13 protein-coding genes are annotated in these 16,294 nt (G+C 50.1%); 7 read left to right on the top strand and 6 right to left on the bottom strand.

Features of this window, described 5'->3' with window-relative positions:
- Positions 1-143: 143 nt before the first annotated feature.
- Positions 144-758, bottom strand: a complete 615-nt coding sequence (locus TMES_RS07585; protein WP_143589566.1) for a hypothetical protein — start codon at positions 756-758, stop codon at positions 144-146.
- Positions 746-1,201, bottom strand: a complete 456-nt coding sequence (locus TMES_RS07580) for a hypothetical protein (RefSeq protein ID WP_211275881.1) — start codon at positions 1,199-1,201, stop codon at positions 746-748. Before TMES_RS07580 ends, TMES_RS07585 begins: the two co-directional genes overlap by 13 nt.
- Positions 1,202-1,674: 473 nt before the next feature.
- On the opposite strand from TMES_RS07580, the gene TMES_RS07575 reads away from it, so the two are divergent.
- The 4 genes from TMES_RS07575 (at position 1,675) to TMES_RS07560 (ending at position 6,772) form a co-directional block, all read left to right on the top strand.
- On the top strand, positions 1,675-2,295 hold the full coding sequence (locus TMES_RS07575; RefSeq protein ID WP_085581020.1) for a S24 family peptidase: 621 nt from the start codon (positions 1,675-1,677) through the stop codon (positions 2,293-2,295).
- Positions 2,296-2,689: 394 nt separating this feature from the next.
- The gene (locus TMES_RS07570; protein WP_085581018.1) at positions 2,690-3,637 is read left to right on the top strand and encodes a helix-turn-helix transcriptional regulator; all 948 of its coding nucleotides are present in this window, start codon (positions 2,690-2,692) and stop codon (positions 3,635-3,637) included.
- Positions 3,638-4,912: a hypothetical protein gene (locus TMES_RS07565; protein ID WP_085581016.1), complete on the top strand. Its 1,275-nt coding sequence runs from the start codon at positions 3,638-3,640 to the stop codon at positions 4,910-4,912.
- A gap of 54 nt (positions 4,913-4,966) precedes the next feature.
- Positions 4,967-6,772: a hypothetical protein gene (locus tag TMES_RS07560; protein WP_085581014.1), complete on the top strand. Its 1,806-nt coding sequence runs from the start codon at positions 4,967-4,969 to the stop codon at positions 6,770-6,772.
- Positions 6,773-7,003: 231 nt separating this feature from the next.
- Here the strand turns inward: TMES_RS07560 and TMES_RS07555 are convergent, their stop codons facing one another.
- Positions 7,004-7,822 (bottom strand): inositol monophosphatase family protein, encoded by an 819-nt coding sequence (locus TMES_RS07555; protein WP_245835246.1) that lies wholly within the window; start codon positions 7,820-7,822, stop codon positions 7,004-7,006.
- Positions 7,823-8,167: 345 nt separating this feature from the next.
- On the opposite strand from TMES_RS07555, the gene TMES_RS07545 reads away from it, so the two are divergent.
- Positions 8,168-9,028: a branched-chain amino acid aminotransferase gene (locus TMES_RS07545; RefSeq protein WP_085581011.1), complete on the top strand. Its 861-nt coding sequence runs from the start codon at positions 8,168-8,170 to the stop codon at positions 9,026-9,028.
- A gap of 635 nt (positions 9,029-9,663) precedes the next feature.
- On the opposite strand, the gene TMES_RS22770 is transcribed toward TMES_RS07545, so the two are convergent.
- Positions 9,664-9,951, bottom strand: coding sequence for a hypothetical protein (locus tag TMES_RS22770; RefSeq protein ID WP_158091205.1), 288 nt, complete (start codon positions 9,949-9,951; stop codon positions 9,664-9,666).
- Positions 9,952-10,080: 129 nt separating this feature from the next.
- Here TMES_RS22770 and TMES_RS07540 point away from each other — a divergent pair, with 129 nt between their 5' ends.
- Complete coding sequence (locus tag TMES_RS07540) at positions 10,081-12,801, top strand: AAA domain-containing protein (RefSeq protein ID WP_158091204.1); 2,721 nt, start codon at positions 10,081-10,083, stop codon at positions 12,799-12,801.
- Between the two features lie 87 nt (positions 12,802-12,888).
- Here TMES_RS07540 and TMES_RS07535 read toward each other — a convergent pair whose 3' ends face one another.
- The gene (locus TMES_RS07535; protein WP_158091203.1) at positions 12,889-13,488 is read right to left on the bottom strand and encodes a DUF4136 domain-containing protein; all 600 of its coding nucleotides are present in this window, start codon (positions 13,486-13,488) and stop codon (positions 12,889-12,891) included.
- Between the two features lie 328 nt (positions 13,489-13,816).
- Between TMES_RS07535 and TMES_RS07530 the strand changes: the two genes are divergently transcribed.
- A complete protein-coding gene (locus TMES_RS07530) occupies positions 13,817-14,398 on the top strand; it encodes a hypothetical protein (protein WP_085581005.1) in 582 nt (193 codons plus the stop codon).
- 96 nt (positions 14,399-14,494) lie between these two features.
- On the opposite strand, the gene TMES_RS07525 is transcribed toward TMES_RS07530, so the two are convergent.
- Entirely contained in the window at positions 14,495-16,090 is a 1,596-nt protein-coding gene (locus TMES_RS07525; protein WP_085581003.1) for a lysine--tRNA ligase, read from the bottom strand.
- Positions 16,091-16,294: the final 204 nt, after the last annotated feature.

Here is a 16,294-nt window from a genome sequence, read left to right as displayed (position 1 = left end):
CTCAGCCCTGCCACGCCCAACGAGACGAGACGAGACGCCAAAGCCAAAGCCAAAGCCCCAAAGCAAAAAACCCGCCACCGTTTCCGGTAGCGGGCGCAACTGTGGTGTTGATTTAGGTATCCTAGCCTATTAAAAAGAACAAATCAAGAACTTTTTTGATAAATTTTCGATTTGTTCACAAGGTAGCGATGCAACCCCGCCGGGGTCATCACATACCATGCCGAAATGCCCAGCAATCGCTTCACCACCTCAACACAGCTAAACATGCCCAACCGCACCTTTTTCGCCACATCATCGGGCAAACTCACCCACAGACATTGATGTCCCTGCCCGCGATAATACGCCGCCGGGTCAAACAGGGCCGAAAACTGCCAAAGCTCGCATTGCAACTGGTGGCTTGCCGGGTTCAAATAAATCCACTGCCCGTTTTCCCCGGCCGCAATCACCGCAAAACAATGGCGAAACCCGGAGGGCAACCACCGCAAAAACCGCTTGTCCGGCGCATCGGAAAACACAATCAACGCCCGGTTTTCCCGGCCTCTTTCCCTGGCCCCCGCCATCATCGGCACGCTATGCCGATCCAGCGAACGATCCGGCAAACCATCCTTCACCGCCCGCCGTTGCGCATCACATTCACCGCGCCAGCCTCGCTTTAAAAAATGCGAACCCGCATCCGTTACGGCCTGGTCATTCGCCGCATCGCGCTCAAACCCCGCCGCCACCAAAGCCCCCTGTGAAACCCTTCCTAAAAATGACATGGCGTAAAATCCCCCTGCATTTCCTGGTCGGTATCGTTTTCCTCATAGTCCGCCGATGTCGCCAATGCCTGCCCGTCCGGGTCGACAATACCCCGGCGGATCAACACAGTCGCCAGCACTTCCAGCGCTTCGCGCCACAAAACCGCCTTACGCTGTTCCTCGCCCACCCGTGGGTCGGGCAGCCGTTCCACCGCACCGTAATATTCCAGCACCTGCAAATGGGCCTGCCCAATCACACCACCACGCCATAACCGCATCACCGCATTATAAATATCGTCCGGGTCGCAAGGCCGGGTCACATCCCCGGCATCGGCCACCACCCGCGCCCCGTCAATCCGTGCCGCCTGGCACCGCACAAACCAGAACCACGCCTGCTCGGCACTGGCAAACAAGGTAACCTCCCCGTCCCGCAGGGGTTTGGGAAACAATCGTTGCTGCGTCATTTCGCCCTCCTGATAAAAATTTCACTGCTCTGTGGTCGCCTCACGCCACACCCTGTCAGCCTTTCGCGTCTTGGCGCTTTCATCCCTTTCGTTGGCCCTGTCCGCTGCCTTGTTGCGGCCCCGGTACTGCCGCACCGCCCCACCCCGCTATAACGCCATCCGCTATAACGATTAGCCAAAATTGCGGCACGGCGGCACGATGCAAACAAACCGGGGCCATCACCGCACCCAGGGTGCCGCGTCATTGATGAACCGGACATGATCAAATATTGAAAGGAACGATCCCCCATCGGTATGCTGGCAACAATATTCCCTGCCGCCACATACTCCCGGATGCAAATCTCCCGCTGACACTCAGCTTTTAATCCCTTTTTGTTCTTCCTGTAAAGGATTATTTTCCTATTTCGTTCTCGTATTCCGACAAGGAATAAATTCCCTGTCCCGCGCCCGACCAACCCTGATAGAATAGCCGCATGATCAGACATGACCTCATCTGGGCTGCCCTCGACAAAATTGCCGAGGATAAAGGCCTGTCGCCCTCCGGCCTCGCCCGGCTGGCGCAGCTTGACCCGACCACGTTTAACCGCTCAAAACGCAATACAAATGCGGGCAAACCGCGCTGGCCCTCAACCGAAAGCATCGCCAAGGTTCTCTCGGCGGCCAATGTCACATTCCGTGAATTTTCTGAACTGATGGATGGCAATGGTGCCGGGCGCATCCCCGTCATCGGCTTTGCCCAGGCAGGCAATCGCGGCTTTTTTGATGATGCCGGCTACCCTGTGGGCGGCGCCTGGGAAGACATCACCTTCCCCGCCCTGCACGACCCAACCGCCTATGGCCTGCGCGTCGCGGGCGAGTCGATGTCGCCGGTTTTTCGCGATGGCGACCTCATCATTGTCTCCCCCGCGTCCAACATCCGCCCGCGCGACCGCGTGGTGGTTAAAACCCGCGAAGGCGAGGTGATGGCCAAGGAACTGGTGCGTCGCGGTGCGATGGGAATAGAACTTAAATCCCTCAACCCCGCCTATGAAGACCGCTATATCGAAGCCCAGGACCTCGACTGGATCGCCCGCATTCTGTGGTGCAGCCAGTAAAATCCGTCTAATTTTAAAATCTACTTCCAAAATTATCACCAACATTTCCCTGCATTTCCAGTTCAATTATACGCAGCAGAAATTTTAAAAAATTTCTCTCCCTCCCATTCGAGGAGTCCAAAGTCAGTTTACACGGCAATAATTTTGACTATCCCATTTCCAGTGGAGCACACCAAATAAACTCAACGAAAAATAAAATCGTGAAATTCAAAAAATCTACAACACCCGTCAGAATCTGGAATGCAGGCAATATAACTTACCTGTAAGGGAACCCAGACGACTTCCGGACAGCCAAAAACATTCCGAAAATTGAAATTACTGATGGCAAACTCACCCCAGATTCATCAATAATAGTTCTTCTTTTGAACTAATCACCACATTCAGGGAGTGGAGGATGCCACCAAAGCTTCAGCAGGATTCACTGCCCCGAGACAAAATATTAACGCTATATCAAAAACTGACTTTAGACAGCAGAAAACATTTTCAAGCAGACTTGGCCAATGAACTCGAATGCTCATCCCAAACCGTCGCGCGATTAATCGATCTAGTTGACCGCCACCTAACAAAAGACGTCCAAATAGAACGAGGCATGGACGGCCGCCGCCGTTATTACCAGTTAAGCTGCAATAGCATCAAACATGGATTAGGGTTTTCTTTTGAAGAACTACACTTCTTGGCAATCTGCCGAGACCTTGCCACACCATTTTTGTCTAAAGATGCTACAGACCGTATCGGAAAAACATTAGCAAATATTGCTCTTGGTCTAGGTGAAGATTCTCCAACCAGTGTACCAATACGTTTTCATAGCAAAGGAGTGATTGATTACACTCCACATCTCACAACTCTCTCAATGCTGCGCGAAGCCATAAAACACAAAAAAATTTGTGAAATACAATATATTGCCACAGGCAGAAAAATAGAAAAATCTTATCGATATGCTCCAGGACGTATTTTGATAATGGGAGGTACGATATACGTCCATGGCTACCAAATGGAAGAAACCTCTCTACTTCCAGGTCGCCCAACGACATTCAGCCTACATAGAATTACTCAGATCACAACGGCTCAAGAGTACTTCCTCTTTAACGCCGATGCTGACGAAGTTCGTTGTTTCGGGTTGTCTTGGCATGAGCCTTTACGCATGAAAATCCATATTGCGCCACAAGCTGCGGATTACGTCCGTGATCGAATATGGAGTGACGACCAAATCATAGAAGATCACCCGGACGGTAGCCTGACGCTAACGTTCGTCACCACCAGTCAAAAAGAAGTCAACGCCTGGGTAATGAGCTTCGGCAAATTAGCCCATATTGTTGAACCATATTTACCAAGGACAAATTAAATGTCGCTAAAAAAGCAAAAAATTACAGAAATTCCTTTCGATGATAAACTTGCTATCCACACTGCCATTCAGAACCGTGAAAATATTGAAATCATCCGTTGCCAAGGCAGGATGGCCGTAGCCGCCTTGTTCGTTCAACGAACTATCGCTTCCGAAGGCCTACAATCTCTGATTTGTACTGCACACGCTCCCAAAGCCCCAAAAAATAATAAAATTGACTACGAAATAGTTAGATTTCCAATCAACGGAAGTTTGAAAATCATTTATGTCAACAAAGAGGCATCTTCGGGGAAAAAAATATCGACAGCATACCAAAAAGCTAAATATTTCGGAGAACAAAGTTATCGCGAAGCTCTTCGCTCGGCAGATGAAACTTGGGATAAACATGCCCCAAGCAAAGAGGCTATTGTCGGAACTGCATTTTTGGGTCTACCTGGACACCTTATTCTTGGTGCCGACGGTGTTAAAGAAGTTGGGGCCAAAGTATTAAGTAAGACAACGTTCAAAACGTCCGACGTGAAAATAAATCCTGATACAACAGTACACTCCACCGAAACAACCAACGCAAATTCAGTTGAAAAACCAAAGAACACTACTCTGAATAATAACACCGAGTTAACACCGAAAATAAGCCCATGGGCTATATTTGGCGGTGCTATCGTCGGTATTGCCGCAGTTGCTGCGGCACCTTTTACTGGCGGCGGATCTGTTCTTGGTGCCGCATCTCTACTAGGCTCGCTTTCAGGCGCCGCTGGGATAGCTGCAGCAGGCGCAGCTGCAGGAGCCGCCGTTGGTGGAGCCGTATCCACTGGAAGCCAAAAACAAGCATTCCAAGCTGGCCATGAAACTGGACTTGCCACCAACGCAGGTAAAATTCAGGATTTGGAAGCGCGCATGACCCGCGCAGCGCAGCGGTACGAACAACAAAATAAAACAAATGAATTTATCATATGCTTGTTCGCCGTCGGCGCGGCCATAGCGGCATGTGATGGGAATTTCCACAAAGACGAAGAAAGCAATCTAAAAGAGTTCATATTAGGAGCATTAGCAGAGGCAATCCCGACTGATCTCGAAGGCCCCATTTATACACTACTAAACAACCCACCAAACTTCAACGGCGCAATACAATACATTGAAAAACTAGACAGAAAAATCTGGCCTGTGATCGACGACGTACTCACAATTGTAAGTGAAGCTGATACGATCATCACACCAGAGGAAGAGAAATTTATCGGCCACTGGAACGAATACAAATCAATCAATACAACCAGATAAATGATTCTTCAATTTCACCAACGCTTCTAATATATATCACAAGGATTAAACGCAATGAGTGACAGAATCAACCGCTTTAAAGACCGAAAAATTCTAACAAAAAGTGACAACTCTACCAAATCAGAAATAATATTATCTATAAATGCGTCGACATATAACTCTGCAGAAGTACTTTTGTCATCAGCCAAACTTCGAATGGAAAATGACCCCCCCCTCGAAATGACTGACCCTAATGCGTTACTTTCAGAAATTCATGGAAAGATTAGTTCCGACAAAATCACTGCACTCATCGAATCATGCCAAAACGAGTGCATAACCGCTGTTATACGCCCACTTGGGCTAGGAAAAGTCCTTTTCAATGATCAATTAGGTGGCAATGTAACAACAACCCATAACGTTCGGAGTGAGGATTATGTAAATTCTGAAAACACATCGTACTCGAACAATGGAGAAAAAAAACACTACGAATCCGAAATAAAAAAATGGGAGATGGAAAAAAAAATATATTCTCAACAAAGCAAATACAAAAAAAATATTAAAAAATGGAAAGAGGAAGGCGGGAACGAAAGGAAAAGACCAGAAAATCCGGCAGACGTGACTAATTTTGACGGGGAAATATTTGATCCAAAACACACATATAGAGATGGCAATAAAAATTACAAAAAAACAAAAGAAAAATACAAAAAATTTAAAGAAAACGGTGAGTTAAAAGATCCCAATAGCAACGAATACTTTAGGAAAAATGACGACGTACATTTAGATCACACACGTTCCGTCGAGGAAATTCATCGTGATCGCTCACGCGTATTGACTGGATTAGATGGGCCCACACTAGCTAATATAAAAGAAAATTTACTTCCGATGGATGCACATATCAACCAATCAAAAAGCGACCTATCAGCAAGAGACGCAATCGAACTTTGGAAAAGGCAGGCGCCAGAAAGAAAAAAGAGAATTGAAACCCTCAAAAAAACAATTGAAAGCGGAAATGCCAATGAAGACCAAAAAAGCCGGCTCCGAAAACTCGAAAAACTCGAAAATATAAACGTTGATGCGTTGAAGGGAAATTATGATACAGCAACAAAAATTCAAAATTCAAAAATCGATACGAACTACTATTCCAGTCGTAATTTCATAACATCGTCGGCTCTCACCAGCACCAAGGAAGGCGGAAAAATGGCCCTTCAACAAGCACTTGGTGTGCTGATGGAGGAATTCGTCCGAGCGACCTTCGCCGAGGTTAAGGATGCTTGGAAAAATGGCTTTAAAAATAAAGTTGACGCTAGTTTTCTCGATGCCCTGAAAGAACGCCTAACCCGGATTGCGGTGCGCGTCCACAGCAAATGGAACGATGCTGCATACGCACTTCGAGACGGTTTCATAAGCGGTTTTTTTTCCAACCTGATCACTATTCTGATTAATACATTCGCCACGACAGCCGCCAGGTTAGTGCGCATGATCCGCGAAGGATTTATGTCTCTTTATCGAGCATTGAAAACGCTGGCTCTCCCAGAAGAGGGGACTTCTCTGGCCGATGCCGCCGATGCAGCACTCAAAATCATTGCAGCAGGCTTGGTCGCAGCAGGAGGCATTGCTATTGAAGGATTTTTAGAGCCTTACTTAAAACCACTTGGTCCGCTTGCCGATTATATCCTCGCTATTTCAGTAGGGTTAGTAACTGGCGTTGCTGTCGCCTCTACTGTTTATCTACTAGAGCAAATTGACTTATTTGGTGTGCACGCCAAGGCGCGACATGAGCATGTCGTCGATCGCTTAACAAACACGATTGATCTTTCATATGAAAGGGCCGTTAAGGCCTCGACTATTTTCGATGATCCGATTCTTCACCATTTAACATAGTGCTACTCCGTTGATGACGCCTTTTGTCAATGCAGTTGTAGTCCATGTTGCAGCACAGCTGTCGCCCCTACTCTATCACTTCTTTGCTCAAAATATGGGCCGCATTCAGAATTGAAATTTCATTGCTAGCGCAATCAAGCATTCCAATTCTTTTGCGGCCCCCCAAAAAGGAGATCTTCTAAAACGCCGGATCCGACAGCTGTTCCGAATTTCTCTCAAAGCAAACAACTGTTATTTAACCCCGGTCATCTCCGATAACACCGCCGCCACATGCGGCCCGGCCACCAAAATCGGCGCGCCTTTTTCCAAAACATCCAGGGCCTGCAAAAACCCGTTGCACCAGCCCCCGGCCTCGCGCATCAAAACAATGCCCGCCATGCAATCCCACGGGTTGATGTGCGGTTCAAAATAGCCAATCAGCCGCCCGGCTGCCGCATAGGCCATCATCAGCGCGCACGACCCGTTGCGAATAAACATGCCCTCGCGGTCCAAAAGGTCGGTCATAAATGGCACCAATGCCACACTGCCCACCCGGTGCGACATACCAACCCCCATCACACCGGCATTCACATTATCAACCTGGCTGGCTTGTATTGGCTTGCCATTCACCGTGGCCCCCTGCCCGGTGCACGCGGCAAAAAATTCATCACCATTGGGTTCGTAAATCAGGCCAATCACCGCCTCATCCCCCACCATCAACGCCACCGAAATCACCCAGGTCGGCATTTTATTGACAAAGCACGCCGTGCCATCAATCGGGTCTATCACCCACAGGCAGTCGTTTTTACCGCGATCAATGCCCATTTCCTCGCCCAAAAACCCGTCATCGGGGAACTTCCCGGCAATAAGCTTACGAATAACCGCCTCAACATCCTTATCGGCAATGCTGACAACATCTAGCGGGTTATCCTTGTATTCCACCACCAGATCATCAACCCGGCGATAATAATCCATCGCCACCCGCCCGGCGTCTTTTACCACACTCATGGCATGTTCAAACCGTGCGGCAATATCCACACCATCGCTGGCCTTGTTCAACGCTTCGCTCACGTTTATTTCCCTTATCTTATTGCGGGTTACGAACCCGACACAAGCGCAAGACCGCGCATCGAAAACCAATTCCAAACAGGCAAAACCCTGCCCAACAAGATGTAATCCATGGCGCTACCAAGATATGCCGCATGCGTCACGTTACCCTTTCGCGACATTTGCCCCGCTTCCCCATCAATCAGGCACGCAGCATCATCCCGCCCCACCCTTCATATTTCGCACACGGTTTTCTTTGACCACAGCCAATTAAAAAATCTATGCTGAACATCTCATATTCATCATCTCACCAGCCCCACTGGCGCGCAGCATCGGCTGCCCCCAATAAAATAAATCAGGAGAAACAAAATGGGTCACGCCACCCCTTCCAAAACCTGGACCTGGCATCAGGGCACCTGGCACGAAGGCAACCCGGCCATCATCGGCCCGGCCACCCATGGCATGTGGATGTCCTCCACCGTGTTTGACGGTGCGCGCCGCATCAACGGCAAAACCCCCGACCTCAAACCGCACTGCGCCCGCGTTATTCGTTCCGCCCAATTCATGGGGCTGGAGCCCAAAATTACGGTCGGTGAAATCCTCGAACTCGTCGCCGAGGGCCTGACCAGGTTTGACCCGGACGTTGCGCTTTACATCAAGCCGATCATTTACGGCGAAACCGGCTTTCTCGCCCCCGATGCCGACAGCGCGCAGTTTGTGCTCTGCATTAACGAAAGTGCGATGCCAGAATCCATCACCACCGGCTTCACCGCCCAAAAATCCAGCTTTCGCCGCCCATCGCCCGAAAGTGCGCCGACCGAAGCCAAGGCCTCCTGCCTTTATCCCAATGTCGGCCGCGCGGTAAACGAGGCCAAAGGCAACGGCTTTGACACCGGTGTGATGCTCGACCCAATCGGCCACGTTGCCGAGTTTTCCTATGCCAACCTGTTTTTTGCCAAGGACGGCACGGTTTATACCCCGGCCCTTAACGGCACCTTCCTCAACGGTCTCACCCGCCAGCGCGTGATCCAGCTTCTGCGCGATGATGGGGTAAACGTGGTTGAAAAGGCCGTCAAATACAGCGAATTGCAAGAAGCCGACGAAATATTTGGCACCGGCAATTTCTACAAGGTGGCCCCTTGCGTCAAACTTGACGACCGCAACCTCCAACCCGGCCCCCTCACCAAACAGGCCCAAAACCTTTACTGGGCATTTAGCGAAGCCAGCTAAATTGACTTGTGATTGCGGTGCCAGGCGCATCGGCACCGCAATTTTTCCCTTAAAAGTTTTATCTTGGACATCGGCCACACATATCATTACACCCAAAAGAGACATATTTCTCTTCAGGGTAAGTGATGAATTCCAACTTATTAACCTATTGGCGGTCGTCTCTGATCGATAGCCAACGCACAGCTCCCGTCTTGAATGATGCAACATGCCATGTTCTGAAAATTGGCGAGCTTGCACAGGGGGTAGTTGCGCAAGACATTTCCCGGAAAATTATAAAACAGCGTCAGGAATTGCTCAAAAGGCAATTTGGCCAGAATCTGACAAAAGAACAGGAAGACGAAATCGACGCAATTCAAACAGCATCGGTTCTCATTACCCCTTTTATTGTTTCCACACGCGTTGAACACGGCGTTGCCCGCTCAGACACTCAAAAGGCACGTCAGGGTTCCATCTGGATATCGGCAACAGTTAATCTTGAAGGTAAACTCGCTGCCGATGCAAACCGGCCACCATGGTTTGAACGTGCCTGCCTTGAACCGATCGGCCTTAGGACAATTACCCTTGGTACGATTGAAAGCTTCGATAAATTCCTCGAACACACAACCTTCCCGACAAACCCGTCTTTTCCCGATGTGCTAACTTTTGCCGACAAGCTCTGTCAGGCCGTCGCCAATACATCTATTTACAATCCGGTTTTTGAAAATTACAGCAGCCAGGATGGCCGCATCATGCTGTTTCACGAGCATGCGGGCGCCGGGGAATCGATTGTTCGTTTTTGCGAAACGATGCGCGACAGCCCAGAAAAATGGACCCAAAACACAGCCCTGAATGCATTGCTCGCGGCTGAAACAAATAAACAACCCGCCATAACGTCGTTTGAAACCGCAGCGACATTGCATCACACAGGGCATATCGGCCAACATATTCTTGCCCCGACCCAGCGACAGGCCATGGCAAACATCCTCTCAACCGAGCCCCAATCCATCCTGGCCGTGAACGGGCCGCCGGGCACCGGTAAAACCACATTAATGCAAAGCGTCATTGCATCGGGCGTGGTTAATGCGGCGCTTTTAGGCGAGGAACCCTTTGTTGCCCTGGCTTGCTCAACGAACAATCAGGCTGTCACCAACCTGATTGACAGTCTGGGCAAGGCACTTTTGCAAAACAGTCCCGACCCGATAAGCCGTCGCTGGATTCCCCAGGCCCGTTCTCTGGGGCTTTTCTTTCCATCCGATAAAGCCAAAGAACGCATCCCCAAAGGGAAATACCTGGTGGCGGCGCGCAAGGGTGGCGCATTCCCCGACGAAATCGAACACACGGAAACCCGTGCGAGAACCGAGCAACATTTCTTTGAGTGTTTTAGCCGTTACTATGGGGAAACTATTGAAAACCCCGAAAAAATCATTCGCATCCTGCACAACGACCTGAAAACCCAGTTCAATCGCTATTCAAAAATCGTCACAGAGCTGGAACAACTCGAAGAAATCCGGCAGGCATTGGAAGACAGCCGCTTTACCGACCTTGCGGAATGGATAAGCTCTCTTGAGACGGAAACCGTTACGCTACAAACAACATTAAATGCCTGCCAAAAAACAGCCGACGAGGAAGCCAGCCGGGCCGCCCTAAAACAGCAAAACGCGCGAAAATTACAACAGGCTGCTAAAAACGAAATTGAACCGAAATCCGTGTTCAACCGTGTTTTGAACCTTCTGCCCGACAACAGACAACTAAGAATCAGCAACCTGCAATTCTTGCTGATAGACAATGGCTATGAACACCTTGCAGAAAAATTAGCGCAGCCAAACTTCCGCCTGTCTCAGGCAATGCGAATATTTGATCGCCTCGTAATTGAGGCCACCCGGCTCGCGCAATTGCCAGAAGCAGCCGCACAAATTTCAACCCTCAAAACGAATATCGCCACCCTTCAAACCCGGACCAAACAACTTAAAAAATGGCTCTCGTTTCGTATTGAATGCTGGACCGAAATAGCCGAGCTTATCAACCAGATAAATGCCGATACACGCGCCGCCGAGTTCGAATACCAGCACAGCGAAACACTTCGGAAACTGTACAAAAACAATCCCGAAGGACTGATTGAAAAACTCGATACCCTCGTCCGAAACCGGTTATTCTTCCTTGCCTCGCGCTACTGGGAGGCGCGCTGGATCCACGAAAACAACAACATCGATACCAACACCAACCTGAAACAAACGGCTGAACATATCAGCAAACGCATGCGCCGCTATGCAATGCTGACCCCGTGTTTTGTCGCCACCTGCTACAAGGCCACTGCCACTTTCCTTGTCCCCTATAAAGGGCCGCTACAAGGATTTTTCGACATGATCATCATGGACGAAGCAGGACAGGTCGCCCCCGAAATAGGGGGCCCGTGCCTCGTCCTTGGTCAAAAAGCCATCATCATTGGCGATACCCTGCAGATTGCGCCGATCGTTTCTGTCTCATCGGCCATTGATCGCGGCAACCTGCATGAAGCAGGCCTGCTCGAACACAAAACAATGCTGGCCCAAAACGGATATACCGCCTTTGAAGGCAGCATGATGAAAATGGCACAGCATAAAAGCTGTCGCACGCTTTCTGATGGCAAGGGAATGTTTCTGGCCGAACACCGCCGCTGCTACGATGAAATCATTGGTTATTGTAACCGTTTTTACAATGGGTGCCTCAAACCCGTGCGCGGACCGAAAACAGACTCCTTCCTGCCCGCCATGGGGTACGCCCATATTCGGGGCGAGGCCCGCAAGGTGCAGGGGAGTTGGTCAAACAAAATTGAAGCACAAACCATTGCAGAGTGGATCGCCCGGAAACGGGTCAAGCTGGAAAACCGCTACAAGACACCGATTGATCAAATCATCGCAATCGTCACCCCGTTTCGCAGTCAGGCGACCCTGATAAAAAACGAGCTTTCAAAACTTGCTGCGGCCAATGGCGTGCATGGGCTGAAAAACATCACCGTTGGGACAGTACACGGGCTTCAGGGCGCTGAATGTCCCGTCGTCATTTTTTCAACCGTCTATGATTTCACCGTCAGCACACAGTATTTTTTCAACAGCGACAACTCCATGCTCAACGTTGCCGTCAGTCGCGCGCAGGACAGTTTTCTGGTCTTTGGCGACATGCAAATTCTCGACGCCAGTTCAGACCCCAAAACAAATTCGGATCATTTGGCGCGGATCATCCTCACCGATCCCGAAAATGAAATTACCGACATCCTGCCAACAACAATAGGCATCGATTCCCAAGCTCTGCCGTTGCGCATCGAGACGCTGGAACAACACTGCGATTATTTACGCAAAAGTTTTAAAACCGCACAAAAAAACATACTCGTTTATTCGCCCTATCTAAGTGACAAGGCAATAAATCACGACAAAATCGTTGAACTGATCAATGATGCCAGCCAGCGTGGCGTCAAAGTGGTTATCGCGGCGTGCGCTGATCATTTTATACCGTGCAGCAAAACTGAACAAGACTACGCCCGAAAAGGGCGTGAACTCCTGCATGCAACCTCGGCCGAGCTGATTTTCCTCCCGCGCATCCACAATAAAACACTTATTGTCGATGACCAGCACCTCATCGAAGGCTCGTTTAACTGGTTTTCGGCACCGCGCAGCAAAAAATACGACAAACAGGAATTTTCAAACGCCTATTCTGGCGACGATATCACAGATACCATTCACCGGGTCTGGCAGCGCACTCTTGAACGCATCCCGGACCCATCAGAACGCCAACGAATTCGTCAATGGATTTTTCAGTAAAACAATTCCTGCGATCAAAATGCCAAAGAAAAGGCGGCCGCAACCCGGCCGCCTGCACCAAAATCCAGACCACAGAAAAACGAGCGATTACTCGTTCGCGGCTGCAGGCACCACCGGCGCACTTTGCCCGGCCCGGTACGGGTAGTTGGCGAAAATCGCGCCAATGGCTTCGGCAATCGCTTCATCGGGGTAAAAATCGCCGCCCGATCCCGTCCAGTTGCCGGTTTTGCCTTCCCAGACGGTTTTGTTGGTTTCGCGATCAATCAGGTCAATCACCACCTCGCCGCGCACATAGGTATCAACCCGGCCGGTATCCCCATATAGCGGCACGCCAACGCCGACACCGCCCCGGCCCGAGGAACCGTAATACCCGCCATAAGACGGGCCACTGCGCACAACCTGCTGGTCACGCGTGTTTACATGGTAATCCACCAGCAAGTCGGGGTGATGAATATCAAGCTCATAGCCATAGGCCTGCATCCGGGCTGCAATGCGGTCTTCCATGCGCTGGCCGGTCAGGGTGGTATATTTTGCGTCCCGGTCCTTGCCCGCAACGTCGACAAACGCATAACTGTGATAGCGGCCAAAATCCGTTACCGGGTCCTGATCGGTATAAACACGCGGACCACCGGCACAGCCGGAAACCAGCACACCGGCCAATAATATCAACCATTTATAACGTTTCACTGCCATGCCTCCAATTCTCTAAATAAATGCCGTTTGCCTGTCAGGCGTAAACACATAATGCTGTTGCTTACTGACATCACCATGAAACTACGGCATTTTTTTGCCCGCCAAATTTGCGGCTATATTTGAAACAAATGTCGCCACACGGTTGCATGTTTTTTCCCGTCGACTTTGGGTTACAACCCGCCCAAACCATCCCGACACTTATTTTCCCGTCAGAACTGACACATAAAATACAGTTGCTCTGCTTAACTTCCGGCCCTATCTTCAACCGGGGATTGATTAAAGATTTGAATATTTAATAAAAACACAGCATGGAGGACGAGACATGCGCGGCCTGTTCTGCGGCCCGGCACGTGTAATCATCGGGTTGTCATTATTAATGCTGGGTGCCTGCAGCAATGGCATTCACGATCAAGTCGTTGGCGGCAACGCATTATTTGGCGACGCCAAAGTTGGCGCATTGTCAACAACAGCATCCTATCGCACTGTCGTCGCCAAATTTGATGGCAGTTCGCTGGTCTGCCCGGAACCCCCGCCCGATGTTGCCATTGCCGTCACGTCAAGCCTGCTGGCGCAACTTGAAGCAGGTAAGGGCGATATCACAGGCAACGCAACGCTTGCACGCAGCGTAGCAGAGAAAATTGCGCCGTTGCTAAAGCGAACAACGGCATTGCAATTCTATCGTGATGCCCGGTCCTACAATTGTTTCGCCCATATGAACGGTGCGTTGAATAATGAAGATTACAAACAGGCTAACGATGCTGCGATGAAGTCCGTCACCATGTTAATGGCGCTCGAAATCCTGAAAGGGACGGATCAAACGCTGCCTGAAGAGTTTCAGGCGGTAATTGACAGTGGCGACGTCGATAAACTCAAGGAACTGATCGAAAAGTTCAAAACGAAATAAATAACAGGCGCCGGCCGCCAGACAACACACAGCGCAATTGAAGAAGCCCACCAACGGGCGGGCTTCTTCTGATTTGTATATCTCGACCAGATTTGATCAGGCCCCTAAATCTTCACCGGCAAGGGCGCGGTTGATCAAGGCGACACTTTCATCAATGCCATACAGCGCAATGAACGATCCCATGCGCGGCCCCTGTTCCTGACCCAGCAAAATTTCGTAAAGCGCTTTGAACCAGGCGCGTAAATCGGCAAAACATTCATGCGTTTTACCAATTTCATAAACCGCGGTCTGAATATCGCTGCCACTGGTTGTTTTATCCAGCCCCACCAGCACATCGCGCAATTCGGTCAGGGCCACACGTTCTTCTGCGCTGGCCTCGCGGTATTTTTTGGTTGGCTTTACAAAATCGCGGTAATAATTAACCGCATAGCCCACCAGCTTGTCCAGGTAAGGCGCATTTTCCGGCGTTGCCCCATTGGCATAACGCGAAATAAAGCCCCACAGAACGTCCTTGTCCTCGGTATTACACACCGAAACCAGGTTCAGCAAAATACCAAACGAAATGGGAATATCGCGGTTCGGTGCGGTGCCCGCATGAATATGCCATGCCGGGTTCTGAAGCAGCTTGACCGGGTCGGTTTCGGATTTCAGCTTTTCGGCAAAGGTCAGATATTCATCAACCGTTTTCGGGATGATATCAAAATACAACCGCTTGGCCGTCTTGGGCTTCTGAAACATAAACAGCGACAGGCTGTCTTCCGGCGCATAGGTCAGCCATTCTTCTACCGACAGGCCGTTGCCCTTGGATTTCGAAATTTTCTGCCCGGTTTCATCCAAAAACAATTCATAGTTAAAGCCTTCGGGCGGCGTGCCGCCCATGGCTTTCACAATTTTGTTGCCCAAATCCACCGACGGAATCAAATCCTTGCCCGCCATTTCGTAATCCACCCCCAGCGCATACCAGCGCATCGCCCAGTCGGGCTTCCACTGCAATTTGCAGTTCCCACCGGTTACCGGGGTTTCCACCAGCTTGCCGGTTTCGGGGTGTTCGTAAACAATCGTGCCTTCGGATGCCTTGATTTCCACAATCTTGGCCATCAGCACTTTTTGCGTGTCGGCCTCAACGGGCATAAACGGGCTATAGCTGGCCCGGCGTTCCTCGCCCAAGGTCGGCAGCATAATTTTCTGGATCTTGTCGTAAACTTCCAGAACCCGCAAAAGTGCCGCATCAAACATACCCGAACGATAACAATCGGTCGATGACTTGAACTCGTATTCAAAGCCAAAACCGTCAAGAAACTCGCGCAGGCGGGCATTGTTATGATGGGCAAAGCTTTCAAACTTGCCAAACGGGTCGGGCACACTGGTCAATGCCTTACCCAGATGCTGGGCCAGCATCTCGCGGTTGGGCACATTGTCGGGCACCTTGCGCAACCCGTCCATATCATCGGAAAAACAATACAGTTTGGTCGGAATATCGGACATGGTTTCAAAGGCGCGGCGAACATAGGTTGTGCGCGCAACTTCACCAAAGGTGCCAATATGGGGCAAGCCCGACGGGCCATAACCGGTTTCAAACAGGACATAGCCTTTTTCCGGTTTTTTGTCTTTGTAACGCTGCACCAGCTTTTGGGCTTCACTAAAAGCCCAGACATTGCTGTTTAACGCGGCATCACGAAGATCGGCTGTCATTTTTGAAACCTTGAACAAGTGTTTTACATAAAATTCGGATTTGGGCGCAAACGATAAGGCGCAAGCGCCGCCAGAAGCTAGCCCCGCTTGCGCCCAAGATCAAGCCCGGAGCGCACATAGCGCATCGTAACGGCAAACATGGCTGGCATCGCCCCGCCGAAATGCCCAAACACCCGCCAATCTGGCACCCAACAACCGCAAACC

This window comes from Thalassospira mesophila (genome assembly GCF_002115755.1).
Classification (GTDB): Bacteria; Pseudomonadota; Alphaproteobacteria; order Rhodospirillales; family Thalassospiraceae; genus Thalassospira; species Thalassospira mesophila.
The sequence above is the reverse complement of the archived record's forward strand: the minus strand, read 5'-3'. Positions and strand labels throughout refer to the sequence as shown.

Bases quoted from the DNA above. Each gene is read 5' to 3' on its own strand.
- TMES_RS07585 (WP_143589566.1), bottom strand. From the start codon at position 758: ATGTCATTTTTAGGAAGGGTTTCACAGGGGGCTTTGGTGGCGGCGGGG.
- TMES_RS07580 (WP_211275881.1), bottom strand. From the start codon at position 1,201: ATGACGCAGCAACGATTGTTTCCCAAACCCCTGCGGGACGGGGAGGTT.
- TMES_RS07575 (WP_085581020.1), top strand. From the start codon at position 1,675: ATGATCAGACATGACCTCATCTGGGCTGCCCTCGACAAAATTGCCGAG.
- TMES_RS07570 (WP_085581018.1), top strand. From the start codon at position 2,690: ATGCCACCAAAGCTTCAGCAGGATTCACTGCCCCGAGACAAAATATTA.
- TMES_RS07565 (WP_085581016.1), top strand. From the start codon at position 3,638: ATGTCGCTAAAAAAGCAAAAAATTACAGAAATTCCTTTCGATGATAAA.
- TMES_RS07560 (WP_085581014.1), top strand. From the start codon at position 4,967: ATGAGTGACAGAATCAACCGCTTTAAAGACCGAAAAATTCTAACAAAA.
- TMES_RS07545 (WP_085581011.1), top strand. From the start codon at position 8,168: ATGGGTCACGCCACCCCTTCCAAAACCTGGACCTGGCATCAGGGCACC.
- TMES_RS22770 (WP_158091205.1), bottom strand. From the start codon at position 9,951: ATGTTGGCCGATATGCCCTGTGTGATGCAATGTCGCTGCGGTTTCAAA.
- TMES_RS07530 (WP_085581005.1), top strand. From the start codon at position 13,817: ATGCGCGGCCTGTTCTGCGGCCCGGCACGTGTAATCATCGGGTTGTCA.
- TMES_RS07525 (WP_085581003.1), bottom strand. From the start codon at position 16,090: ATGACAGCCGATCTTCGTGATGCCGCGTTAAACAGCAATGTCTGGGCT.